Consider the following 25,565-nt stretch of genomic DNA (forward strand, 5'->3'; position numbering starts at 1 on the left):
CAAATGACCAAGAAACGCCGCTCACAGCATTGGTATGGCAAGCTCGACAAGGACGGGTTCATCCATCGGTCGTGGATGAAGAACCAGGGCTTTCCCGATCATGCGTTCGACGGTCGCCCGATCATCGGCATCTGCAACACCTGGTCCGAGCTGACGCCCTGCAATTCAGGCCTGCGCGACCTGGCCGAAGGCGTCAAGCGCGGCGTGTGGGAGGCGGGCGGCTTTCCCGTCGAATTCCCGGTGATGTCGCTGGGCGAAACCCAGATGAAGCCCACCGCCATGCTGTTCCGCAACCTGCTGGCGATGGATGTCGAAGAATCGATCCGCGCCTATGGCATCGACGGCGTGGTGCTGCTGGGTGGTTGCGACAAGACCACGCCGGGCCAGCTGATGGGCGCGGCCTCGGTCGATCTGCCTACGATCGTGGTCAGTTCCGGGCCGATGCTGAACGGCAAGTATCGCGGCAAGGATATCGGCTCGGGCACCGATGTATGGAAGTTCTCGGAAGCCGTGCGCGCCGGCGAGATGACCTTGCAGGATTTCATGAACGCCGAATCTGGCATGAGCCGGTCCAAGGGAGTCTGCATGACCATGGGTACGGCCTCGACCATGGCGTCGCTGGTCGAGGCGATGGGCATGAGCCTGCCTACAAACGCCGCCCTGCCCGCTGTCGATGCCCGTCGCATGGCGCTGGCGCACATGACCGGCAAGCGCATCGTCGAGATGGTGGACGAAGACCTCAAACCTTCGGACATTCTGACCAAGGCGGCGTTTGAGAACGCCATCCTGGCCAATGCCGCGGTGGGTGGATCCACCAACGCCGTGGTGCACCTGCTGGCGCTGGCCGGCCGGGTGGGCGTGGACCTGACTCTGAAGGATTTCGAGATCGGGTCGGACATTCCGCTGCTGGTCAACTGCATGCCCTCGGGCAAGTACCTGATGGAGGATTTCTGCTATGCCGGCGGGATGCCGGTGGTCCTGTCCGAGTTGAAATCGCATCTGCGCCCGGCCCGCACCGTTCTGAACAAGGACATCTCGGCCCACTATGAGGGCGCGGAATGCTTCAACCGCGACGTGATCCATTCCTTCGACGATCCGGTGAAACCGGCCGCCGGGCTGCGCGTTCTGCGCGGCAACCTCGCGCCGAACGGGGCGATCGTGAAACCCTCGGCCGCCACCGACAGCCTGCTGGAAACCGAAGGTGAGGCCTATGTCTTCGACAGCATCGAGGACCTGAAGGCCAATATCGACCGCGATGACCTGCCGGTGACGCCCGAGACCATCCTGGTGCTCAAGGGCTGCGGGCCAAAGGGCTATCCGGGCATGCCCGAGGTCGGCAACATGCCGATCCCCGCCAAGCTGGTGAAACAGGGCGTGCGTGACATGATCCGCGTTTCCGACGCACGCATGTCGGGCACCGCCTTCGGCACAGTGATCCTGCATGTCAGCCCCGAGGCGCAGGCGGGCGGCCCATTGGCGCTGGTGAAAACCGGCGACCGCATCCGCGTGTCCGCCAGCAAGGGCGAGCTGGAACTGCTGGTCGACGAACAGGAACTGGCGGCCCGCCGTGCGTCCTGGCGGCCCGACGATCCGCACTACACCCGCGGCTATGCCAAGCTGTATATCGACCACGTCCTGCAGGCCGATCAGGGGGCCGACCTTGATTTCCTGGTGGGCAAGGACACCCGCCTTGTGACCCGAGAGAGCCATTGATGACCCAGCCTGCCACCTTCCATGACCTGAACGGCGCGTCCGTCTTCATAACCGGCGGCGGGTCCGGCGTGGGCGCGGCCTTGACCGACGGGTTCTTGGCCCAGGGCGCCAAGGTCGCCTTTATCGGCCGGTCCGACGCCAGCGCGTTCGTCGAAGAGATGCGCGTCAAACACGGCCGCGCGCCCTTGTTCCTGCAGGGCGACATGACCGACACTGCGCTGCTGCACGAAACCATGACCAAGGCCGCCGAGGCCCACGGTCCGCTGAACGTGCTGGTCAACAATGCCGCGAACGACAAGCGCCACAGCCTCGAGGAAACCACGCCCGAGTTCTGGGACTGGATGATCGCGGTCAACCTCAAGGCCTATTACTTTGCCTGCCAGCAGGCCGCGCGGCAGATGGCCGAAACCGGCGGGTCGATCATCAACTTCAGTTCGATCAGCTACATGATGGGCAATGCGGGCTATCCGATCTATACGACGGCCAATGCCGGAATCACCGGTATGACCCGTTCGCTCGCGCGCGAGCTGGGACCGAAGAACATCCGCGTCAACGCGCTGGCGCCCGGCTGGGTGCTGACGCAGAAACAACTGGACATGTGGGCCACGCCCGAAGATCTGGCCGCGCATATGGATCGCCAATGCCTGAAGGAACATCTGAGCCCGGACGACATGATCGCGCCGACGCTGTTTCTGGCATCAACGGCCAGCCGCGCCATGACCGGGCAATGCATGGTCGTCGATGGCGGCGTGGTCACAACGGGGTGAGGACATGAACACCGAGTGGATCGCAGTAGACTGGGGCACCTCGCATCTGCGCGCCTGGGCGATGCAGGGCGATACGGTGCTGGACCACGCCCAATGCGACCGGGGCATGGCAACGCTGGGCCGGGATCAGTTCCAGGACGCGCTGCTGACGCTGGTCCAGGGCTGGCTGGGCGCGGCGCCCGTCGATGTGATTGCCTGCGGCATGGTCGGTGCCCGCCAGGGCTGGGTCGAGGCGCCCTATGTGGCTGTTCCCGCCAAGCCGATCTCGACCGTTCCGGTGCGCGTGCCCGGCACCGATCCACGCATCCGCGCCTTCGTGGTGCCAGGCCTGAAACAGGACGACCCCGCGGACGTGATGCGCGGCGAGGAAACCCAGATCGCCGGCTACCTGTCCACGCGACCGCATTGGGATGGCGTGATCTGCCTGCCCGGCACCCACACCAAATGGGTGCAGGTCAGCGCGGGCGAGGTCGTCAGCTTCCGCACCTTCATGACGGGTGAACTTTTCGATCTGCTGGGCCAGCACTCGGTACTGAAACACTCGGTGGGCGAAGGCTGGGACGACGACGCCTTCGCCACGGCCGTGGCGGACACGCTGTCAAAGCCCGAGCAACTGGCCGGGCGGCTGTTCGGGCTGCGTGCGGCCGACCTGCTGCACGGCCAGGACCCGGCCACCGCACGGGCCCGCCTGTCCGGTGCCCTGATCGGTGCCGAGCTGGCCGCCACCCGCCCCTATTGGCTGGGTCAGCAACTGGCCATCGTCGGCGCCGAGGCCTTGTCGCACATCTATGCCGCGGCGCTGCAGCAACAGGGTGCGTTCGTCGAAACCGCCGACGCGACCCAGGCCACGCTGGCCGGTCTGCTACAGGCCCGCACCCTCACGAGGCAAACCGCATGAGCCGCCCCATCATCGCCATTCTGCGCGGGCTTGACCCGGCGCAGGCCGAGGCCGTCGGCCAGGCCATTCTGGACGCAGGGATCGACCGGATCGAGGTACCGCTGAACTCGCCCGACCCGCTGGACAGCATCGGCCGTCTGGCCCGTTCGATCGGCGACCGCGCGCTGGTCGGGGCCGGAACCGTCCTGACCGTGGACGAGGTCGAACAGGTGGCTGCCGTGGGCGGCAAGCTGATCGTGTCGCCCAATTGCGATGCCGAGGTGATAGCGCGCACGGTGGATCTGGGCCTGCAAAGCTGGCCCGGTATCTATACCCCAACCGAGGCCTTCGTCGCCCTGCGGGCCGGGGCCACCGGGTTGAAACTGTTTCCCGGTGTGATGGCCGGACCGGCGGGGCTGGCTGCCATGCGCCCGATCCTGCCCAAGGGTACGCAGGTCTATGCCGTGGGCGGCGCGGGGCCGGAGGATTTCGGCGACTGGCTCAAGGTCGGGGCTGACGGGTTCGGCATTGGCTCGGCCCTGTTCAAACCCGGCATGTCCGTGGACCAGATCGCCGAAAACGCCCGCAGGATCGTAGCCGTCTATGACGAGGCCGCGAGATGAGCCAGGTCTTTGACGACCGCCCGTGCGAGTTGGGCGAGGGCCCGCTGTGGCACCCCGAACGGCAACAGCTGTTCTGGTTCGACATCGTCAACAAGCGCCTGATGACCCGCGACGCGGATGGTCCGCAAAGCTGGGATTTTGCCGAGCACGTCTCGGCCGCAGGCTGGATCGACCGCGACACGCTGCTGATCGCGTCGGAAACCGGGCTGTGGACGTTCGGGCTGGAGAGCGGTCGCAAGGACCGCATCATCGCGCTCGAGGCCGACAACCCGGTGACCCGCTCGAATGACGGGCGGGCTGATCCGTGGGGCGGATTCTGGATCGGCACCATGGGCAAGCGCGCGGAACGGGGCGCGGGGGCGATCTATCGCTTGTGGCGGGGTGAGCTGCGGCAGCTGGTGCCGGACGTAACCATCTCGAACGCGATCAGTTTCGCGCCCGACCGGTCCTGCGCCTATTTCTGCGACACGGCCACCGGGCAGGTGCGGCGCTGGGGTCTGAACCCCGAAACCGGCTGGCCCGAGGGCGACAGCGCGGTGTTTCTGGACCTGCGCGCCGAGGGTCTGAACCCCGATGGCGCGGTCGTCGACGCCGCGGGTAACCTGTGGCTCGCACAATGGGGCGCGGCGCGGGTTGCGACCTATGACGCCGGCGGAACCTTCCTGCGCGCGGTGTCCTTCGCGGCAACCCATACCTCATGCCCCGCTTTCGGCGGGCCGGATCTGACGACGCTGTTTTGCACCTCGGCCCGCGAAGGGCTGGATGCGGACACCATCGCGTCACACCCCACCAACGGAATGACCTTTGCCGCCGAAAACGCGGGCCAAGGTCAGGCGGAACACAGAGTTATCCTATGACCCCCGAACTTGGCGTTTGCTATTACCCTGAACACTGGCCGCAAGAAATGTGGGCCGAAGATGCCGCGCGCATGGTCGAGGCCGGTCTGCGCTGGGTCCGGATCGGCGAATTCGGATGGAGCCGGATGGAGCCGGAACCGGGCCGGCTGACATTCGACTGGCTGGATCAGGCCATCGAGACCCTTGGTGCGGCCGGGCTGAAAGTGGTGCTGGGAACCCCAACCGCCACGCCGCCGCGCTGGATGCTGGACCGGCACCCGGACATGCTGGCGGTGGACGAAAACGGGCAGCCGCGCAAGTTCGGCTCGCGCCGTCACTACTGTTTCAGCCATCCCGGATATATCGATGAGTGCGTCCGCATCGCCCGGATCATGGGCGAACGCTATGGCCGCAACCCGCACGTCGCCGCCTGGCAGATCGACAATGAATATGGCTGCCACGACACCACCGTCAGCTACAGCGAGCCTGCCCGGGAGGCCTTCCGCCGCTGGCTGGCCGAACGCTATGGCTCGGTCGAGGCGCTGAACGCGGCCTGGGGCAACGTGTTCTGGTCTATGGAATACAGCGATTTCGATCAGATCGACCTGCCCAACCTGACCGTAACCGAACCCAACCCGGCGCATGTTCTGGCCTTCCGCCGGTTCAGCTCGGACCAGGTGGTGGCCTTCAACCGGGCACAGGTTCAGGCGCTGCGGCCTCTGACCGACGCGCCGCTGCTGCACAACTACATGGGTCGGATTCTGGATTTCGACCATTTCGAGGTGGGCGCCGATCTGGATATCGCCACTTGGGACAGCTACCCGATCGGGTTCCTGTCCGACCGGCTCGAGGCCGACGCGGCGCACAAGACAGCCTTTCTGCAACAGGGCGATCCCGACATGCAGGCCTTTCACCACGATCTGTACCGCACCGTCGGACGCGGCCGCTGGTGGGTGATGGAACAACAGCCCGGACCGGTGAACTGGGCGCCCTACAACCCGGCCCCCCTGCCGGGCATGGTGCGGCTTTGGTCGCTTGAGGCTGTGGCCCACGGGGCCGAGGTGGTCAGCTATTTCCGCTGGCGGCAGGCGCCTTTTGCGCAGGAACAAATGCACGCGGGCTTGCTGACGCCGAACAACCGCCCTGCCCCCGGTCTGGCCGAGGCGCAGCAGACGGCCGCGGATTTGGCCGCGCTGGGACCGGTCGAACCGGTGCAGGCGCGGGTGGCCATCCTGTTCGACTACCCGTCGGACTGGGCCTGGGCGACCCAGCCTCAGGGCGCGGGGTTCAACTATTTCCGGCTGGTGTTTTCCGCTTATCGCGCCCTGCGCCGTGCCGGGCTGTCGGTCGATGTCGTGCCGGCCACGGGCATGGACGAAGCCGAGTATGATCTGATTCTCGCCCCCGGGCTGGCCACGCTGGACGACGCGCTGGCCGACCGGTTGCGCGCGGCGACCAAACTGACGGTTCTGGGCCCGCGCACCGGGGCAATCACGGCTGATTTCCAGATCCCGGCCCAAGGCCGCCCCGGCCTGCAAGCGCTGGACTGCGACGTGGCGCTGGTGGAATCTCTGCCGCCCGAGATCACCCGCCCGGTTCAGGGCGGCGGCGCCGCGCAACACTGGGTCGAGCGGCTGACCGGCACCGCGCCCGATCTGTTGACGTTTGCGGACGGGACCCCGGCGCTCAAGGGCAGTGACCAGCTTTGGTATCTGGCCGGATTCCCGGACGAAGACCTGTGGGACCGGATCGTTGAAATGGCCGCGCAGGAGGTCGGGCTGACCCTGCATCCGATGCTGCCCGGCCTGCGGCAGCGCGAGACCGCGACCCATCAGTTCCTGATCAACTACAACGCTCATTCCGTCGAATGGAACGGCCACACGATCGCGGCCTGCGACGTGGCCATTCTGAAACGCAATCCGCCCGGCTGGGGCTGACCTCAGGCCGGGCGGAAGCCTTGACCGGCGCGCCTATTGGTCGCCGCTCAGGCTGTTGGGATCGAACACGTTCCCAAAGCCGCTATTGCCCTTGGGCGGTGCTTCGGCTTCGGGCTCGGCGTCGCTGCCGCCACCCAGAGTGCCGGGCGCGAACACACCGCCAAAGCCGCTGTTGTTCGAGGGTTTGGGCGCCGATTGCGTGGCTCCGCCCTGCTCGGCCTCCTGGGCTTCGCGCTGCTTGCGCTGCTCCTCGCGCTGCTTGCGCAGCTCCTGGATACGGCGTTCGGCCTCCAGGCGTTTCTGCTCTTTCACGTTGGCGATGCACTGGTCGGGGCTGTAGACCGCCGCCGTGCCCACCACCGTGATCGTCGCCACCGCAAAGACCACCAGCAACACCGCCGCCATGTTCCCGGCAAAGAAGCTGGGCAGGCGGATCTTGCCGCCCAGGTCCTGCACCGTCGCGTTGCGGCGGGCGGCGGCGACCAGCTCCTGCCGGCGCAGCTTGGCCTCGTTCAGAAGGGCAAAGAACACCGTCAGCGCCACGATGATGAAGGCCAACGCCGAGATCGAGGGCGTGATGCCGTACCGCACCTTCTGCGCCAGCTCGATGGTCAGCGTCGGATACTCACCGAAGGTGAAGGTGGTGGTGTTGTAGTTCTCGAACGAGGCCAGAAACGCCAGCACCGCCGCCGACGCGATCGCCGGGCGCATGAACGGCAGCAGGATCTTGCGAAACGCCTGCGCATGGGTCGCACCCAGATCCAGCGCGGCCTCGGTCAGCGCCGTGTCATAGCGCTGCAACCGCGCCACCAGCACCAGCATGCAATAGCTGGCGATGAAGGTCGATTGGCCGATCACCGTCAGGAACACCCCGTTCGACAGGACGCTGTCCGCGCCCAGCCCCAGCATCCGGTTGATCCGGTCCCAGAACACCAGGGTCGAGATGCCCAGCACCACGCCCGGGATCAGGATCGGCGCGATGATGATCGTATAGTAGGTGGCGCGTAGCCGGGGCCAGATCTGGGTCAGCATCAGCGCGCCGGCCAGCCCCATCGCCACCGACAGAACCACCGTTCCCGCCCCGATGATCAACGAGTTCTTGATCCCGTTCAGGATGCGCTGATCTTGGAACAGTTCGGTGAACCACTGGAAGGTCAGGCATTCCCACGGGCTCATCCGCGGGAAGCTGGACGAGTTGAAGGCGGTGATCGACATGATCACCAGCGGGCCCAGCAGATAGGCGAAGAAGATCGCCAGATAGACCCAGATGCTTATGCGGAGGAAGGAATTGTTCATTTCCCGATATCCCCCATGTTCACCTTGAACAGGCGCATCATCGCCAGCACGAACAGGATGCAGGTCACCAGCAGCACCACCGCATAGGCTGCGCCCTGGGGCCAGTCATTGTTGTCGTTGAACTGCTGATAGATCAGCTGCGTGAACCACAGGCTTGACGGCCCTCCCAGGATCTGCGGCGCGGCCAGCGCACCGGCCGACAGCATGAACACCATGGTACAGCCCGAGCTGATCCCCGGCTTGGCGTATGGGATGACCACCCGCCAGTGGATCCGCCACCAGGGCGCCCCCAGATCCCGCGCCGCCTCGATCTGGTTCCGGTCGAGGCTTTCGATCACGTTGTAGATCGGGAAAATCATCAGCAGGATGTAGGCATAGCCCAGACCGGCATAGAGCGCGATGTCGTTGCGGATGAAATCGAAGGGCGTGTCCCAGATGCCCAGGCCTACGAACAGCGTGTTCAGAACGCCAGTTTCGCCAAAGATGATACGCAGCGCAAAGGCGCGCAGGATCTCGTTGATCCAATAGGGGATGATCAACATGACTGCGAAGATGCGAATGTGACTGCCCTTGGACTGGCCCAGGTAATAGGCGATCGGATAGCAGAGGATCAGGTTGAAGATCGTCACGCAGACCGCCGCCACCAGTGTGCGGAAGAACACCCGTAGATCGACGGTGTTGTAGTCCTGACTGCCGCCCTCGGGGCCGTAGATCAGGTATTTGTAGTTCTCCAGCGTGTACACGTCCTTGGGGCCGCCGATTTCCGGGGGCGGCAGGTTGGGACGGAAGGAGAAGTCCAGCATCGACAGCTGCGGCAGGATGATCAGGCCGATCGTCCAAAACAGGACCAGACCCAGAATCGTCAGCCCCATGCCGGTGCCGTTGCGGTTGAAGAAATCCTTCAGAAAGGAGGGCATGTCTCGGGCCTCCCTATTCCGCGGCCAGTTCACCGGCCGGAACCACGACCGCGTTGCGGGTGTCGTATTCCAGCGTGATGTACTGTCCCGTGTGATCCTTGAACGACTGGCCGTGGTTCGGGATCGAGACCTTGATCTCTTTCCCGCCATCGCCTTCGGTGAAGATGTTGAAGACGTTGCCCTCGAATTCCTCATGGGTCACGCGCGCGGTCACGAAGTGATCGCCGCTGGCGCCCTCGGGCGCGATCGAGAACGCCTCGGGCCGGATGAACATCATGGCGTCGTCGCCCTCGGCCAACTTGCCCCGGTTGGCCGTGGAAATACGCGCCACCAGCTCACCCGAACGGTTGGTCGCGATCAGCGCCTCATCCCCCATCACCCGCTTGACCTTGCCGCGGAACACGTTGTTTTCGCCCACGAAAGAGGCGGCAAACGCCGTGGCCGGATCGTTGTAGATGGTCTTTCCGTCGGCGATCTGATCGATCACCCCGGCGCGCATCACGGCGATGTTGTCCGACATGGTCAGAGCCTCGCCCTGGTCATGGGTGATGTAGATGAAGGTGATGCCCACCCGCTGCTGAATTTCGCGCAGCTCGGTGCGCATGTGCTGGCGCAGCTTGAGGTCCAGCGCCGACAGCGGTTCGTCCAGCAGCAGCACGTCCGGCTCGGCGCACAAGGCGCGCGCGATGGCCACCCGCTGGCGCTGGCCTCCCGACAATTCGCTGGGCAGCTTGTCGCCCTGACCCGGCAGCGCAATCATGTCCAGCAGTTCGTCCGCGCGTTTGCGCCGTTCGGCGGCGCTGGCGCCTTTTATCTCCATCGAAAAGGTGATGTTCTCCCACACCTTCATGAGCGGAAACAGCGCGAGGTTCTGAAAGATCAGCGCGGTCGGACGCTTGTTCGGCCCGATGCCCTTCATGTTCTTGCCGCCGATCAGGACATTGCCTTCGCTGGGCTCGAGGAACCCAGAGACCGCCCGCAGGATCGTGGTCTTGCCGCAGCCCGAAGGCCCAAGGAACGAAAAGAAGTCGCCGCCGTTTATGTGAACGTTCGCATCGCGTACGGCGACGAAATCGCCGAAGCGAATCCACAGGTTTTCCAGATCAACTCCGATCCCTGCACTCATGTTTAGTTTCTCCCTGTGATACAGCCTTGGGCCACACCGCATCGTTGTCCGTCACGCAGGTGCGCGTGCGGGGTCCTGTGGCCCCCCGCGACGGTGCGGGGGGCGCGATCGAGTTGCGATCAGGCGCTCTTGAACTTGTTGACGAACTCGGTCCGGGTTTCGGCGTACCAGGGGGCTTCGGCCGGCCAGGGGTTCAGATTGGCCAGCGAGTCGCCCGGATAGGCCTCGGCAAAGTTCTTCTTGTAGGTATCGCCGGAATATTGGTCGGCGCCCAGAACCGGCGAGTTGTAGCCGTGGCTGTCGATCGCCACGCCCGCGGGCTCGGGTTGATAGGCGAATTCGATGAACGCATAGATCTGGTCGATGTTCTGCGCGCCCACGGGCACCGACATGCCATCGACCCAGGCCATCGCGCCTTCGACCGGCGCCTGATAGTGCACCGGCTCGCCGGCAGATTTTAGCGCCAGCGGCGGACCGTCCCAGGTCTGGCCGACGACCACACCTTCGTTCAGCAGGCCATTCTTTTGGGTGTCGGCATCGTTCCACAGCAGCTTGATGCGGTCCTTGCGGGCGATGCACCAATCGGTGATCTGGCCCCAGACCTTGCGCATCGTTTCTTCGTCATTGTAGGCCGACCAGACCGAGCCGGGCTCCATCTCGCCCACACGCTCCATGTACAGGCCCGCGCCCAGCATCATCGAATGCGCGCGGCCCATGGTCTTGCCGGCGTTCTCCTCGGACCAGACATCGCCATAGGACGGCGCGTCGCCATCCGGCAGCCACAGGTCGGTGCGATAGGCGATGCCCTCGGTGCCCCAGATATGCGGCAGCCAGTGCACGCCTTTGCCGCCGAAGTTCCAGGCATCGGTGCCGATCTTGGCCATAGCCGGGTTCACCTTGTCGATCGGCACGCGGCTCATGTCAAACGGTTGCAGAAGTTCCAGCGGCTCCCACTGCAGCGACCGGTTGTTGGTGGGCGACACGATGTCGAAGCCCTGGCCTTTGGTCGCCTTCATCTTGTTGATGATTTCCTCGTTCGAGCCGATGCCGGTATAGTTCACCTTGATGCCGGTCTTGGCCTCAAATGCCTCAAGGAAGCTGGGCGGCAGGTAATCCGACCACATCAGGATGTTGACCTCGCCCGAGGATGCCAGAGCGCTTTTGCTGTAGAGCGGCGCTGCCAGAGCGGCCGCACCGGCCCCTTTCAACACCGTACGACGGTTCACATTCGACGATTTCGCCATTGGTTTTCTCCCGTGTTTGGACTGAGTTTTGTTGTTGTATGTGCGTCACGTTAGAGTTTTGCGGCCGCTGCGTCAGTCCAAAAAGCGACAGATTGCGAAATTCATAGGTCCAGATTGACGACCTCGACAGGCGACGGCGGCTCACCGCAGTCGGAAATTTCTCTTCATTCGCCCGCAAATCAGGCTTCAGATCATACTTCCCCGCAGACATCAGCTGCGCCGGCCCAACCCGGATCAGCGAACCCCTGTGTCTCGACCCGCGTGAATAGTTTACAAGAAAAAGGCCGCACCTGCCCCGCCATGGGGCCGGATGCAGCCTTTTTGTGCAGAATCAGAAGCGTCAGGCGCGCGGGCGCATCGACAGCCCGTCATAGAACAGGTGCACTTTTTCGGGCGCGGCAGTGACCGAGACCGTCTGCCCACGCAAACCGCGATGAATGCCCGGCAATTTGCCGATCACCGACTCGGCCCCCGGGGCCTTGGCGAAATAGAGCAGCGTCACCTCGCCCAAGGCTTCGGTGAAATCCACGACACCGGTCAGCAGGGGCGCGCCATCGGCCACCACCAGGTCCTCGGGCCGGACGCCCACATTGACCTTCTTGCCGACGTCCGCGTCTTGGGTTGGGATGGCCGAAACCGCCGTGCCGCCGGAATCCAGCGCGACGGTCGTGGTGGCACCGGTGCCGGTGATCGTTCCGGGCAGCAGGTTCATGGCGGGAGAGCCGATGAACTGGGCCACGAATTCGTTGTCGGGCGTCTCGTACAGTTCCAGCGGCGTGCCGACCTGTGCGATGCCCTTGTTGGCCAGAACCACGATCCGGCTGGCCAGGGTCATTGCCTCGACCTGGTCGTGGGTGACATAGATCATCGTGCTGTCGGGCATCGCCTCTTTCAGGCGCGCGATCTCGATCCGCGTGGCCACCCGCAGCGCAGCATCCAGGTTCGACAGCGGCTCGTCGAACAGATAGACCTTGGGGTCGCGCACGATGGCACGTCCGATGGCGACCCGCTGACGCTGACCGCCCGACAGAGCCTTGGGCAGCCGGTCCAGAAACGGTTCCAGCTGCAGGATCTGCGCCGCGCGGTTCACCGCCGCGTCGATCTGATCGGCGGGCATCTTGGCGATTTTCAGGGCAAAGGCCATATTCTCGCGCACGGTCATGTGCGGATACAGCGCATAGCTTTGGAACACCATGGCGATGCCGCGCTGTGCCGGGGGCACGTCGTTCATCACCTGCCCCTCGATCTCCAGCGTCCCGCCCGAAATGCGTTCCAGCCCCGCGATCATCCGCAGCAGGGTGGACTTGCCGCAGCCCGAGGGGCCGACGAACACGATCAACTCGCCGCGCTCGATCTCAAGGTTGATATCCTTCAGGACATCGACATTGCCATAGGTCTTGGCGACATCGGTCAGCTTGAGTTCGGACATGGGTTACCCTTTCTCTCGGACCATCAGGCAGAATTGCGACGGCGCCAGCGTGGCGCTTCCCTGCGCGTCGACTGCGCCAAGATCCTGACCGATGCAGCGCCAGTTGCCCTCGGGCAGGTCGATTTCCGCGGTGTCATCGCCCAGGTTGAAGGCACAGAACACCTGCTGGGTATCATCCTCACGCAGGAAGCTCAGGATCGGGCCGGTTTCGCGCATGTGCGACTGGGTGCCCGACATCAGCGCCGGATACTCATGGCGCAGAGCGATGGCGCGGCGATAGTGGTTCAGCACCGACTGCGTGTCGGCTTCCATCCGGTCCACGGCGCGTTCGGCCTGCGCGGTACTGACGGGCAGCCAGGGCGCACCTGTGGTAAAGCCCGACTGTTCGGCCTGTGCGGCCCAGACCATGGGCGTGCGGCAGCCGTCGCGGCCCTTGTATTCAGGCCAGAATTCGATGCCATAGGGGTCCTGCAGGTGCTCAAAGGCCACGTCTGCCTCGGGCAGGCCCAGCTCTTCGCCCTGATACAGGCAGGCCGAGCCGCGCAGGCACATCATCAGAACCGCGTGCTGCCGGATGCCGGCCTCGTCCAGATCCCAGCGCGAGGCGTGACGCTGCACGTCGTGGTTGGAGAACGCCCAGCACGGCCAGGCGTCGCCGGCCTTGGACAGAAGCTGGTCGAACACATGCTTGGTGTATTCTGCCGTCAGGCGGCGTTTCTCTAGAAATTCAAAGGCATAGCACATGTGCATGCGCTTGTCGCCACGGGTGTATTCGCCCATGATCTCAAGCCCGCGCTGTGCGTCGCCCACCTCACCCAGACAGGCGCGGCCGTCATATTGATCGGTCAGGGCGCGCAGCCGTTCCAGAAAGGCGATGTTTTCTGGTTGGCTCTTGGAATACAGGTGGTCCTGATGGTTGTAGGGGTTGACCATCGGCGCGATGGTGGCGTTGCGCTGATCCAGAGGCAGCGCCGGGTTGTCGCGCAGTTGCGCGTCGTGGAAGTAGAAGTTGATCGTGTCCAACCGGAACCCGTCAACGCCCATGTCCAACCAGAACCGCGCCACGTCCAGCAGCGCGTCCTGCACATCGGGGTTGTGGAAGTTCAGGTCCGGCTGCGAGGTCAGGAAATTGTGCAGATAATACTGCTGCCGGCGCGTATCCCACTGCCAGGCCGAGCCGCCGAAGATCGACAGCCAGTTGTTGGGCGGGGTCCCGTCAGGCTTGGGATCGGCCCAGACATACCAGTCGGCTTTGGGGTTCTCGCGGTTGCTGCGGCTTTCGACGAACCACGGATGCTGGTCCGAGGTATGCGACAGCACCAGGTCGATCATCACTCGCAGACCCAGACCATGGGCGCGGTCCAGCAACGTCTGGAAATCCTCCATCGTGCCGAACATCGGATCGATGGCGCGATAGTCGCTGACATCGTACCCGAAATCCTTCATCGGCGACTTGAAGAAGGGCGAGATCCAGATCGCATCGACCCCCAGACCGGCGATGTAGTCCAGCCGCTGGGTGATGCCCCGCAGGTCTCCGATGCCGTCGCCGTTGCTGTCCTGAAAGCTGCGCGGATAGATCTGATAGATCACCCCGCCGCGCCACCAGTCGGACGCCGTCTTGGTTGAGTGCTTGAGGTCCACGTTGTTCTGCACGTTCATCACACGCCCTTATTTGACTGAACCGGCCAGCAATCCGCGGACCAGGTATTTCTGCATTGCAAAGAAGACGACCAGCGGCACCGCGATCGACACGAATGCGGCCGTCGCCAGGATTTCCCAATTTCCGCCACGGGTGCCCAGAAGCTCGACGATACTGTTGGTCATCACGGTGGTTTCTCCGGATGCGTCGATCAGGAACACCTTGGCCACCAACAGGTCGTTCCATGTCCACAGGAACTGGAAGATCGCGAACGAGGCCAGCGCCGGAAAGCTCAGCGGGAGGATCAGCTTGGTGAAGATTTGAAACTCGGTGGCGCCGTCGACCCGCGCATTCTCGATCAGGTCGCGGGGCAGACCGGCCATGTAATTGCGCAAAAGATAGATCGCCAGCGGCATGCCAAAGCCAGTATGGGCCAGCCAGACGCCCAGATACCCTTTGCCGATGCCGATGTTCAGATGGAATTTCAGCAGCGGGATCAGCGCCAACTGCAAAGGCACAACCAGCAGACCGACCACCGCGGCGATCAACAGCGCACGGCCCGGAAAGTCCATCCAGGCCAGCGCATAGGCCGCAAAAGCCGCCACCAGGATCGGGATGATCGTGGCCGGAATCGTGACCGTCAACGTGTTGAAGAACGCCTTGGCCATGCTGTCGGTGCTGTCCTCGGCCAGCAGGACCTTGTGGTAATTGTCCAAAGTGAACTCGGGCGGCAGTTCGGCGGTCACGAAGACGCGCGACCCCCTGCTGCCGGTGAATTCCTCGGTGTTCTCCATCCGGTAATCGCCATTGACCTGAACGGTGATCGTGCCGCCCTTGCGCAGTTCGGCCGTCTGGCCCGGCTCAAATGCATCGATCTCGCGCGAGCTGATGCCCCATTTCGAGATGCGCGCGTTGGTGCCGGCGTCGAACAGATTGCCCTCGATCACATACAGGCCATTTTCCTGCACCTGGGTATCGGGCGCGGCGCTGCGCAGCGTCAGGTTCTGCTCGGACGGGAAAATCGCCCGCCACCAGCCGCTGGTTGCGATCTGGTCCGCCGTGCGAAACGACGAGATGAACAGGCCCAGCGTGGGCACCACCCATAGCACCACCAGAAACAGAACCGAGGCATGTACGGCCCATCTGAGCGCCGGGCGGGTTCCTGCGATCTCACTCATGGCGGACCCCCTATTCCATTTCCTTGCGCGCGTTGCGGACGTTCCAGACGAGGATCGGCGTCACCAGCAGCATGATCACCATGGCCGAGGCCGAGCCCACGCCCCAGTCGTTGGCGCGGAACAGCTTGTCGAACATGTAGTTGGCCAGCACCTGTGTCTCCCACTGGCCGTTGGTCATGGCGAACACGATGTCGAAGACCTTCAGCACGACGATGGTGATCGTTGTCCACACCACTAGGATCGTCGTCTTGATTTGCGGCACCTTGATCTTGAAGAAGATCTGGAGCGGGCTGGCGCCATCCAGAATGGCGGCCTCGACCGTTTCTTCGGGAATTCCACGAAGGGCCGCCGACAGGATCACCATGGCAAAGCCCGTTTGGATCCAGATCAGAACGATCATCAGGAAGAAATTGTTCCAGAACGGAATGGTCAGCCAGGTCTGCGGCTCGGTTCCGCCAAAGAAGATGTACAGGGCATTTAGCATGCCGATCTGGTCCTGCTCGATCGGGCGGGTGTCATAAACCAGCTTCCAGATCACCGAAGCGCCCACGAACGAGATCGCCATCGGCATGAAGATCAACGACTTGGCAATATTGCCCCAGCGGATGCGGTCGGTCAGCTGGGCCACCAACAGGCCGAATGCCGTCGACAGCGCCGGCACCACGATCAGCCACAGCATGTTGTTGCGCATCGCTTCCCAGAATTTCGGCTCGGCGACCATCTGGGCATAGTTGTCCAGACCAACCCACTCGTACCCGCCGCCGGGCACGCGGTCGGTCAGGGATAGGCGCATCGTTTCAACCACCGGATAGGCGAGGTACAGCCCCAGTGCGGCCAGGGCGGGGAGCAGAAACAGCCAGGGCCGGATCATGTTGGCCCTGTTGATGTTGCGCCCGGCATTCGGGCCGCGCGGCGGGAACAGAACCTTGTCCAGAAACTGGTTGGACAGGTAGAAATAGCCGACGCAGGCGGATACGCCGATGGCGATCGTCAACAGACCTTGGATTGCGGGATGCATGTCACCCTCCGTGGCGACGATGGGTCGGGCAACCCGCATGCACGGGTTGCCCCTGGTTCACGGGTTTACTGGATCGCGTCCCAGGACGCCTGGATCTCGCCGGCGACCTCTTGCGCGGATTTGCCACCGACATAATCGACCATGCCGGTCCAGAACGTACCAGCGCCCACCGCGCCCGGCATCAAGTCGGACCCGTCAAAGCGGAAGGTGGTCGCGCCCAGAAGAATGTCGTTCATCTTCTTCAGCGTCGGGTCCGAGAAGGCCGAGGTATCGACACCCTTGTGTGGGGTCAAAAAGCCGCTGAGCGCCATCCAGGTCTCATGCGCCTCGGGGGTCTGCAGATACGCGATCAGGTCGTGCGCGGCGGGGCTGTCGTTGGTGATCGCCCACAACGTGCCCGCGCCCAGAACCGGGCTGCCCAGATCCTTGCTTTCATAGGCCGGGAAGTAAAAGAAATCGGCATCTTCACCCACGACCGTGCCTTCGGGGAAGAAAGCCGGGATGAACGAGGCCTGACGGTGCATGTAGCACTGCGGCGGTGAGCTGAACAGACCCTTGGGGCTGTCGCGGAAATCGGTTGTTGCAACCGCCCCGGCCCCACCGGCCACATAGTCGTCATTGCGGGCGAATGCACCGAATTCCTCGATTGCGGCCACGACCTTGGGGTCGTTGAACTTCAGGTCGTTGGTGACCCAGGCGTCGTAGTCCGCCGGGGACAGGGTGCGCAGCATCATGTCCTCAACCCAGTCGGTCGCCGGCCATCCGGTCGCGCCGCCCGACCCCAGACCGATGCACCAAGGCGTGCCGCCATCGGCGACGATCTGGTCGGTCAGGGCCTTGAGCTCTTCCATCGTGGTCGGGACCTCATAACCCGCGTCCTCGAAATTCTCGGGCACGTACCAGACCAGCGATTTCACATCGACCTTGTAGAAGAAGCCGTAGAGATGCTCCTGACCGTCCGGGCCGGCATAGGTGCCCAGATCGACCCAGGACTGGCCCGCGGCATAGTTGTCGCGCACCCAATCCGCCGTTCCGTCCGCCAGCGGCGTCAGGAACCCGGCCTTGGCCATGTCGGCCGCCAGTCCCGGCTGGGGGAACACGGCGATGTTCGGTGCCGAACCGGCCTCGGCGTCGATGCGGATCTGCTGTTCGAAGCTGTCCGAGCCGACATAGGCATATTCATGCCCGGTGGCAGCGGCAAATCCGTCCAGAACCTTTTCGACATTCTCCTGGTCCGGGCCAAGCCAAGGGCCGAACACGGTGACCTTTTCGGCCTGGGCCGCGCCCGCCATCAGGGCAAACGTGGCCGCACCTGCCAAAAGCGAGTGTTGCATTGATTTTCCTCCCAACTGTATCTGGCGCATATGAGACTCGGTTTTCAAAGCGCTTTGGATGCCCGCTGTTATCCGTTAACGGAATGCGGCTGTCAATCGTCTGTTTTTTGAAAGCCCCATGTTTTATTGATACAGTCGCAGAAAAAATGAAACAGCTTGACGCAAGCAAAAATTGGCCACACAACAGGGACTGAACCGCAGATTTAAGGCGCTTTGACAGCCGCTATGAACCTCAAACAGCTCTCTCAGATCCTGGGCCTGTCACAGACGACGGTCAGCCGCGCGCTGAACGGCTACCCAGAGGTGAGCGAGGCAACACGCCTGCGGGTTCAGGCGGCGGCGGCCAGGCACGGCTATCGTCCGAACGCGCGCGCCAAGGGGCTGGCGACGGGTCGGTCGATGGTGATCGGCCACGTGATTCCCAGCTCGGCCCGGCACGAGATGGTAAACCCGATCTTCGGCGATTTCGTCGCCGGCGCGGTCAAGAAGTATGCCGAGCACGGCTATGACATGATGTTCACAAATGCCGACGACACCTCGATCGAGGACGCCTATCGCAGCCTCTTCCAGCGCGGCGCGGTCGATGGCGTGGTGCTGCAGGGCCCCAAAGTGGACGAACCGCGGATCGAGGTTCTGACCCGGATGCAGGTGCCGTTCATCGTGCATGGCCGCTCGACCGGCGTCAGCCTGCCCTATGACTGGATCGACGTGAACAACAAAAGTTCGTTCCAGCGCGCGACCCGCTTTCTGATCGACCTGGGTCACCGGCGGATCGCGCTGATCAACGGGCTGGAGGACATGGATTTTGCCCAAAGGCGCCGCGACGGGTATCTCGAGGCGCTGAAACAGGCCGGCCTGTCGCCCGACCCGGCCCTGATGCGCAGCGCCGAGATGACCGAAGTCTATGGCCACCACGAAACCCGAGACATGCTGCGGCTGGACGATCCACCGACCGCGATCCTGACCTCGTCTATGATCTCGGCCATCGGGGTGCGGCGCGCGCTGGACGAGGCCGGGCTGAAGATGGGCCGCGACGTATCGGTGATCGCCCATGACGACGACCTGTCCTATCTGAAGAACGGGCAGGACGTTCCGATCTTTACCGCCACCCGGTCTTCGGTGCGCCACGCCGGCGAACTGGCCGCCGAGATGCTGATCGAGCGCATCCGCGCGCCCCACGACCCGACCAAGACTAGATTGCTCGAGGCCGAACTGGTAGTCGGCGGCTCGACTGGTCCCGCCCCCAACAGGTTCTGAACATGAAATACACCCGTGCTGATTTCCCCAAAGACTTCCTCTTTGGTGTCGCAACCTCGGCCTATCAGATCGAAGGCCACGCACAGGGCGGCGCCGGCCCGACCCATTGGGACAGTTTCGCGGCCACGCCCGGCAACGTGGTGCGCGCCGAAAACGGCGATCTGGCCTGCGACCACCTGCACCGGTTCGAACAGGATTTCGACCTGATCCGCGAGGCCGGGTTCGACTGCTATCGCTTTTCCACCAGCTGGGCGCGCGTGCTGCCCGAAGGGCGCGGGCCGGTGAACCAGGCCGGGCTGGACTATTATGACCGGCTGGCCGACGCCCTGCTGGAACGCGGCATCCGCCCCTGCGCCACGCTGTACCATTGGGAGCTGCCCTCAGCCCTGGCCGACCTGGGCGGCTGGCGCAACCGCGACATCGCCAACTGGTTCGCCGATTTCACCGAGATCATCATGGGCCGCATCGGCGACCGCATGTACAGCGTCGCGCCGATCAACGAGCCCTGGTGCGTCAGTTGGCTGAGCCATTTCGAAGGCCACCACGCCCCCGGCCTGCGCGACATCCGCGCCACGGCCCGCGCCATGCATCACGTCCTTCTGGCCCATGGCCGCGCGATTCAGGCCATGCGGGGCCTTGGCATGTCGAACCTGGGCGCGGTGTTCAACCTGGAATGGGCCGAACCCGCCGATGAAACCCCCGAGGCCCGCGAAGCCGCCGATCTGTATGACAGCATCTACAACCGGTTCTTCCTGGGCGGCGTGTTCAACAAGGCCTACCCCGAGAACGTCCTGCAGGGGCTGCAGGCCCACCTGCCCGACGGGTGGCAGGATGATTTCGACACGATCGGCACGCCGGTCGACTGGTGCGGGTTGAACTACTATACCCGCAAGCTGATCGCACCCGCCGACACGCCCTGGCCCAGCCTGCAAGAAGTGCCCGGCCCCCTGCCCAAGACGCAGATGGGGTGGGAGATTGAGCCAAGCGCGCTGACCCGGTTCCTGACCCGTACGGCCCGGGACTACACAGGCGATCTGCCGATCTATGTCACCGAAAACGGCATGGCCAGCCCCGAGCGGCAGCAGGATGACGACCGTATCGACTATCTGAATCAGCATCTGGCTGCGGTGCAGGACGCGCTGGATCAGGGCGTTCCGGTCAAGGGCTATTTCATCTGGTCGCTGCTGGACAACTACGAATGGGCGCTGGGATACGAAAAGCGGTTCGGCTTGGTCGATGTCGATTTCGAAACGCTGGAACGGCGCCCCAAGGCGTCGTTCCGGGCGATGCAGGCCGCTTTGGCCCAGGGCGATCCGGTCTCGGTTCCGATGGCGCAGCCCAGGGGCGCAATGCACGACCACTGGAACCTCGTGGCCGATATCGGCGGCACCAACACGCGGCTGGGGGTCGTCACCAATGGCACGCTCACCGATCTGCGCAAATCGCCCACCGGCACCCTGCCCGAGTTTCTGGCCGCCCTGCACGACCTGTGCGCCGAGATCGGAACGCCGCCGCGCGCCGTGGTCGCCGCGGGCGCGGGCCCGGTGCGCAATGGCACGATCCGTCTGACCAATGCCAATCTGGACCTGTCCGAGGCCGACATCGCCACGGCCACCGGCGCGGACCACACCTTTGTCATCAACGACTTTACTGCCGCCGCGTGGTCGGTGGCCGAGATCACGGGCGATGACGTGCAGGCCCTGCAGGGCGAACCGACCCCGCCCAAAGGCACCCGATTGGTGGTCGGCCCCGGCACCGGGCTGGGCGTCGGCGCGCTTTTGTATTCCGAAGGCCACTATCACACCGTCTCGGGCGAGGGTGGCCATGTCGGCCTGTCGCCCCGCACCCGCGATGAAGTGGACGTGTTCGAAGCCGCCCGCCGGATCGCGCCCGAGTGTTTCTTTGGCGACAGCCTGACGCTCGAGGCCGAGATGTTCCTCAGCGGCACCGGCCTGCCGATCCTGTATCGCGCTATGGGCATGGCCGCAGGCCAGCCCGAAACGCCCGTCCTGCCCGCCAAGGACATCCTGCAGGCCGCGCGCGACGGATCCGACCCGCTGGCCGCGCGCGCCGCGCAGATGTTCACCACCCATCTGGGCGCTGTAATGGGCGACATGGCCGTGACCGTGATGCCCACCGGCGGCGTCTTCCTGGTGGGCGGCGTGGCCGACAAGAACCGCTGGCTGTTCGGTGACGACTTCCTGACGACCTTCAACGCCGGAGGCCGGTTCGACGCGCTGCGGCAGGGCTTTGGCGTTTATGTCTCGAAACAGGCCGAATTTGGCATTGTTGGCGCTAACAACTTCTGCAAAAATGCGCTCGCGCGGTAAATTCACCGCCTGATCTTTGCAGAAGGAAGGAGCCGGGACATGATCCTGTGCTGTGGCGAAGCCCTGATCGACATGATCGCGGAACCGACGGTTTCGGGCGCGCAAGGTTTCGTGCCACATTCGGGCGGCGCGGTGTTCAACACGGCCATCGCCCTGGGCCGGCTGGGTGCGCCTGCCGGAATGCTGACCGGGCTGTCGAGCGACATGTTCGGCCAGCAATTGGCGCAGGCTCTGAAAGACAGTCATGTGGATGGCTCGCAGGTTGTTCTTTCGGATCGTCCGACCACGCTGGCCTTCGTGCAACTGCAGGACGGGCACGCCACCTATTCCTTCGTCGATGAAAACTCGGCCGGGCGGATGCTGCGCCCCGAGGATATGCCGGACCAGTTGACCGCGACCTCGGCGCTGTATTTCGGCGGCATCAGCCTGGCCTGCGAGCCCTGCGCCGATGCCTATGCCGCCCTGCTGGACCGCCACGGGGCCGAGCGCGCAGTGATGATCGACCCCAACATCCGCCCCGGCTTCATCCAAGACCAGACCCGCTATCGCACCCGGCTGAACCGGATGATCGCGCAGGCCGATATCGTCAAGGTCTCGGACGAAGATCTGGACTGGATCGTCCCAGGCCCCGAAACGCTGGAAGAAAAGGTGCCGCTGCTGCTGCAGGCCGGCCCCGCCGTGGTGATCGTCACGCGCGGCAGCCAGGGCGCGACCGGGTATCTGGCCGATGGCCGCACGGTTACGGCGCCGGTCACGCCGGTTCAGGTCGTCGATACGGTGGGCGCGGGCGACACGTTCAACGCCGGGGTGTTGGCGCAACTGCACCGCGCCGGGCTGCTGACCAAACAGGCGCTCCGCGCGATCTCGCCCGACGACCTGCGCGCCGCGTTGGAACTGGGCGGCAAGGTCGCCGCCGTCACCGTATCCCGCGCCGGGGCCAACCCGCCTTGGGCGCACGAGCTGTAAGTCATCGAAAGCACCGATATGAAACGATCCGAGATCAACCGCATCAAGGCAGAGGCACAGGACTTCATCAATTCGTTCGGCTTTGCCCTGCCGCCTTTTGCCGACTGGACGCCCGAGCAGATGCGCAGCCCGCAGGCCGCCGGCATCCGCGCCCGCGGCCTTGGCTGGGACATCACCGATTACGGCCAGGGCAAGTTCGACGAGCTGGGCCTGTTCCTGTTCACCCTGCGCAATGGCGACGAAAAGGACCTGAGCGCAGGACGGGGCATGCTCTATGCCGAGAAGCTTTTGATTTCGCGTGACAAACAGCTGTCGCCGATGCATCGCCACATCGTCAAGGCCGAGGACATCATCAACCGCGGCGGCGGCGATCTGGTGATGGAGATCTACGCCTCGGCCCCCGATGGCAGCATCGACCGCGACACCCCTGTTACCGTACCCAGCGACGCCTGCCCGGTGACCATCCAGCCGGGCGAGCATCTGCGCCTGAAGCCGGGCGAAAGCGTCACGCTGATGCCCGGCATCTGGCACGCCTTCTGGGCGGAAAAGGGCGATTGTCTGATCGGCGAGGTCTCGACCGTCAATGACGACCGCACCGACAACGTGTTCGAACAGCCCATCCCGCGCTTTGCCACGATCGAGGAAGACACCGCGCCCGAATTCCTGCTGGTCGCCGATTACTGAGCGCGCGGGGCCGGGCCAAGGTGCGGGTCAGAGGCCAATGTCAACGCAACCCGGCCCCAAGGCTCAGCACTCCGTCGACCATCGCGGCCCGGGCCTCGACCCGCAGCAGATCGCTGGTCTTGCCGGTGCGGCGCCAGTTCCAGCGCTGATAGGCGAACAACGCCAGGCAGATCGCCGCCATCGCCCCGGCATAGATCAGGATCCATTCCAGAACCACCGGCACGGCTTCGCCCGTCTTGGCATAGGCCAGCAGACGATTCACCGCCGAACCGGCCGCCATCACGATGATCCCGAATAACAACAGGCTGCGGAACATCACGTAGACGGACTCGTCGATCTCGTATCCGAAGGCGCGGTTCTGGTCCGGGGCGCGCCGGATCGGGGCGGCGACCCATCCCGCCACCAGAGCCGTTGCGAAATTGAGCCCCGAGAACAGCCCGTTCAGCAACAGCGCGTCGGAGTTTGCCAGCAACCCGGCCGCACCCCCTGCGCCCGCCATGAACGGGCTGGCCCATTTTGTCGCGTTCAGCGACCGGTGTTCAAAAATCAATGTGCCCTGCGTCGGTTCAGCATTTCCGGTTGATGAGGCAGGCGCTCATTTATGTCCGGCGGGCCGTGGCGCATTCCCCATGTACCTTTATCATGCCCGTCCGCGGATCATGTCGGCAGCCTTTTCCGCGATCATGATCACGGGCGAGGCGGTATTGCCCGAGACGATCTTCGGCATAACCGAGGCATCGATCACCCGCAGCCCCTCCAGCCCCCGCACGCGCAACTGTGGATCGACCACCGCGGCGGCGTCACTGCCCATGCGGCAGGTGCCGACCGGGTGAAAGATCGTGGTGGCGATGTCGCCCACCGCATCCAGCAGACCCTGTTGATCGTTGATCTCGGGGCCGGGCAGAACCTCTTGCGGATTATAGGGTGCCAGAGCCCGCGCCGCCATCACCTGCCGTGCCTGCTGCACGGATTTGACGGCCACCTGCCGGTCACGCTCGGCCGAGAGGTAATTCAACCTGATCTCGGGCTGGGCCTTCGGATCGGGCGTGGTGATGTGGCAGTGCCCCCGGCTTTCGGGCCGCAGATTGCAGACCGAGACGGTGATCGCGGGGAACGGATGCAGCGGATCGCCCAGCCGGTCGGTCGACAGCGGCTGCACGTGATATTCCAGATCCGGCGTGGCCAGCATCGGGTCGGATTTGGTGAACATGCCGAACTGGCTGGGCGCCATCGCCATCGGACCCGACCGGGTCAGGGCGTATTGCGCTGCGATGCGCGCCTTGCCCCACAGGCTGTTGGCCATGGTGTTCAGAGTTTTGGCGTTCTGCACCTTGAACACGGTACGGATCTGCAGATGGTCCTGCAGGTTCGCCCCCACGCCCGGGCTTTCATGCTGGACCGCGATTCCGTGCGCCGCCAGCACCTGGGGGTCGCCGATCCCCGACAGTTCCAGCAGCTTGGGCGAGTTGATCGACCCCGCCGCCAACAGAACCTCTGCCCTGGCCAAGGCCCAGTATTCGGTGCCGCCAAGGGCAAAGCGTACGCCGCGCACGGTCTTGCCCTCGAGGATCAGGCCCAGCGTCTCGGCCTCGGTCAGGACCCGCAGGTTGGGCCGTTTCATCGCGGGTCGCAGAAATCCCTTGGCCGTGTTCCAGCGCACGCCGTTCTTCTGGTTGACCTCGAAAAACCCCGAGCCTTCGTTGTTGCCGTCATTGAAATCGGCGCGCGGCTGGATGCCGATCTCGCGCGCGCCATCCTGCACGGCCTTCAGAATCTCCCAGCTCAACCGCTGTTTCTGAACCTTCCATTCGCCGCCGGCCCGGTGCATTTCGCTGTCGCCGGCATGGTGATCTTCGGATTTCAGGAAATAGGGCAGCACGTCTTCCCAGCCCCAGCCCGCGTTGCCCAGTTGCCGCCAATGGTCATAGTCGGCCGCCTGCCCGCGCATGTAGATCATCCCGTTGACCGAGCTGCACCCGCCCAGCACCTTGCCGCGCGGATAGACCAGCGACCGCCCGTTCAGCCCCGGCTCGGGCGCGGTTTTCATCATCCAGTCGGTGCGCGGATTGCCGATGCAGTACAGATACCCCACCGGGATGTGGACCCAATGGTAATTGTCCGACTTGCCCGCCTCGAGCAGCAGAACCCGTGTTTTGGGGTCCTCGGTCAGCCGGTTGGCCAGCACGCAGCCCGCGGTACCCGCGCCTACGATGATATAGTCGTATTCACCCTCAAGCCGGGCGGTTTCAGATGTGGCGGAATTCATTCTCGGTCTGCTCTGTGCATTGTTCCTGATCCTGCGGAGCGCAGCTTAGCAGCTGTTGCAGGCAATGCACGGGTCAGATGTCGCATTCCGCAACAGTATTTCGCAATCCTGCAGGTCGCGCCCCCGGT

Annotated in this window: 21 protein-coding genes and 1 pseudogene; 11 read left to right on the forward strand and 11 right to left on the reverse strand. The window is 64.1% G+C overall.

What is annotated here, in order from left to right:
• Nucleotides 1-3: 3 nt before the first annotated feature.
• From AC2FMN_RS00575 to AC2FMN_RS00600, 6 genes are read left to right on the forward strand one after another with little or no spacing between them, the layout of a single operon-like run.
• On the forward strand, nt 4-1,713 hold the full coding sequence (locus AC2FMN_RS00575; RefSeq protein ID WP_496685328.1) for an IlvD/Edd family dehydratase: 1,710 nt from the start codon (nt 4-6) through the stop codon (nt 1,711-1,713).
• A complete protein-coding gene (locus tag AC2FMN_RS00580; protein WP_496685330.1) occupies nt 1,713-2,480 on the forward strand; it encodes an SDR family NAD(P)-dependent oxidoreductase in 768 nt (255 codons plus the stop codon). The genes AC2FMN_RS00575 and AC2FMN_RS00580 overlap by 1 nt, the downstream gene beginning before the upstream one ends.
• Nucleotides 2,481-2,484: 4 nt before the next feature.
• Entirely contained in the window at nt 2,485-3,378 is an 894-nt protein-coding gene (locus AC2FMN_RS00585) for a 2-dehydro-3-deoxygalactonokinase (protein ID WP_496685333.1), read from the forward strand.
• Entirely contained in the window at nt 3,375-3,980 is a 606-nt protein-coding gene (locus AC2FMN_RS00590; RefSeq protein WP_496685336.1) for a 2-dehydro-3-deoxy-6-phosphogalactonate aldolase, read from the forward strand. Before AC2FMN_RS00585 ends, AC2FMN_RS00590 begins: the two co-directional genes overlap by 4 nt.
• Nucleotides 3,977-4,837, forward strand: coding sequence for an SMP-30/gluconolactonase/LRE family protein (locus AC2FMN_RS00595; protein ID WP_496685338.1), 861 nt, complete (start codon nt 3,977-3,979; stop codon nt 4,835-4,837). Before AC2FMN_RS00590 ends, AC2FMN_RS00595 begins: the two co-directional genes overlap by 4 nt.
• Entirely contained in the window at nt 4,834-6,753 is a 1,920-nt protein-coding gene (locus AC2FMN_RS00600; protein ID WP_496685339.1) for a beta-galactosidase, read from the forward strand. The genes AC2FMN_RS00595 and AC2FMN_RS00600 overlap by 4 nt, the downstream gene beginning before the upstream one ends.
• Before the next feature lie 33 nt (nt 6,754-6,786).
• On the opposite strand, the gene AC2FMN_RS00605 is transcribed toward AC2FMN_RS00600, so the two are convergent.
• The 9 genes from AC2FMN_RS00605 to AC2FMN_RS00645 form a co-directional block, all read right to left on the reverse strand.
• On the reverse strand, nt 6,787-8,049 hold the full coding sequence (locus AC2FMN_RS00605; RefSeq protein WP_496682373.1) for an ABC transporter permease: 1,263 nt from the start codon (nt 8,047-8,049) through the stop codon (nt 6,787-6,789).
• Nucleotides 8,046-8,966 carry an ABC transporter permease gene (locus AC2FMN_RS00610; RefSeq protein ID WP_496682376.1) on the reverse strand — a complete coding sequence of 307 codons (921 nt, stop codon included), beginning with the start codon at nt 8,964-8,966 and terminating at the stop codon, nt 8,046-8,048. Before AC2FMN_RS00610 ends, AC2FMN_RS00605 begins: the two co-directional genes overlap by 4 nt.
• Nucleotides 8,967-8,979: 13 nt before the next feature.
• Entirely contained in the window at nt 8,980-10,092 is a 1,113-nt protein-coding gene (locus AC2FMN_RS00615) for an ABC transporter ATP-binding protein (RefSeq protein ID WP_496685342.1), read from the reverse strand.
• A 119-nt stretch (nt 10,093-10,211) separates the two neighbouring features.
• Complete coding sequence (locus AC2FMN_RS00620) at nt 10,212-11,336, reverse strand: extracellular solute-binding protein (RefSeq protein ID WP_496682379.1); 1,125 nt, start codon at nt 11,334-11,336, stop codon at nt 10,212-10,214.
• Nucleotides 11,337-11,676: 340 nt separating this feature from the next.
• Nucleotides 11,677-12,765: an ABC transporter ATP-binding protein gene (locus AC2FMN_RS00625; RefSeq protein ID WP_496685345.1), complete on the reverse strand. Its 1,089-nt coding sequence runs from the start codon at nt 12,763-12,765 to the stop codon at nt 11,677-11,679.
• Nucleotides 12,766-12,768: 3 nt separating this feature from the next.
• Nucleotides 12,769-14,424: an alpha-glucosidase gene (locus AC2FMN_RS00630; protein WP_496685347.1), complete on the reverse strand. Its 1,656-nt coding sequence runs from the start codon at nt 14,422-14,424 to the stop codon at nt 12,769-12,771.
• A gap of 9 nt (nt 14,425-14,433) precedes the next feature.
• Nucleotides 14,434-15,582, reverse strand: a complete 1,149-nt coding sequence (locus AC2FMN_RS00635; RefSeq protein ID WP_496682385.1) for a carbohydrate ABC transporter permease — start codon at nt 15,580-15,582, stop codon at nt 14,434-14,436.
• 10 nt (nt 15,583-15,592) lie between these two features.
• Nucleotides 15,593-16,600 (reverse strand): carbohydrate ABC transporter permease, encoded by a 1,008-nt coding sequence (locus AC2FMN_RS00640; RefSeq protein WP_496685350.1) that lies wholly within the window; start codon nt 16,598-16,600, stop codon nt 15,593-15,595.
• A gap of 65 nt (nt 16,601-16,665) precedes the next feature.
• Entirely contained in the window at nt 16,666-17,934 is a 1,269-nt protein-coding gene (locus AC2FMN_RS00645) for an ABC transporter substrate-binding protein (protein ID WP_496685352.1), read from the reverse strand.
• Between the two features lie 225 nt (nt 17,935-18,159).
• Here AC2FMN_RS00645 and AC2FMN_RS00650 point away from each other — a divergent pair, with 225 nt between their 5' ends.
• The 5 genes and pseudogenes from AC2FMN_RS00650 (at nt 18,160) to AC2FMN_RS00670 (ending at nt 23,171) form a co-directional block, all read left to right on the forward strand.
• Complete coding sequence (locus AC2FMN_RS00650) at nt 18,160-19,191, forward strand: LacI family DNA-binding transcriptional regulator (RefSeq protein WP_496682393.1); 1,032 nt, start codon at nt 18,160-18,162, stop codon at nt 19,189-19,191.
• 2 nt (nt 19,192-19,193) lie between these two features.
• A pseudogene (locus AC2FMN_RS00655) lies at nt 19,194-20,492 on the forward strand (GH1 family beta-glucosidase); the annotation flags it as partial.
• A gap of 48 nt (nt 20,493-20,540) precedes the next feature.
• Nucleotides 20,541-21,521, forward strand: a complete 981-nt coding sequence (locus tag AC2FMN_RS00660; RefSeq protein ID WP_496685740.1) for a glucokinase — start codon at nt 20,541-20,543, stop codon at nt 21,519-21,521.
• Nucleotides 21,522-21,560: 39 nt separating this feature from the next.
• A complete protein-coding gene (locus AC2FMN_RS00665) occupies nt 21,561-22,487 on the forward strand; it encodes a carbohydrate kinase family protein (protein ID WP_496682396.1) in 927 nt (308 codons plus the stop codon).
• A gap of 18 nt (nt 22,488-22,505) precedes the next feature.
• Nucleotides 22,506-23,171 (forward strand): D-lyxose/D-mannose family sugar isomerase, encoded by a 666-nt coding sequence (locus AC2FMN_RS00670; protein WP_496682398.1) that lies wholly within the window; start codon nt 22,506-22,508, stop codon nt 23,169-23,171.
• 40 nt (nt 23,172-23,211) lie between these two features.
• Here the strand turns inward: AC2FMN_RS00670 and AC2FMN_RS00675 are convergent, their stop codons facing one another.
• Together AC2FMN_RS00675 and AC2FMN_RS00680 are read right to left on the reverse strand one after the other, a co-directional pair.
• Nucleotides 23,212-23,721 carry a cation efflux transmembrane domain-containing protein gene (locus tag AC2FMN_RS00675; protein ID WP_496685355.1) on the reverse strand — a complete coding sequence of 170 codons (510 nt, stop codon included), beginning with the start codon at nt 23,719-23,721 and terminating at the stop codon, nt 23,212-23,214.
• Nucleotides 23,722-23,811: 90 nt separating this feature from the next.
• Nucleotides 23,812-25,437 (reverse strand): GMC family oxidoreductase, encoded by a 1,626-nt coding sequence (locus AC2FMN_RS00680; RefSeq protein ID WP_496685358.1) that lies wholly within the window; start codon nt 25,435-25,437, stop codon nt 23,812-23,814.
• Nucleotides 25,438-25,565: the final 128 nt, after the last annotated feature.

It is taken from the genome of Ruegeria sp. BHSC037 (assembly GCF_059613045.1).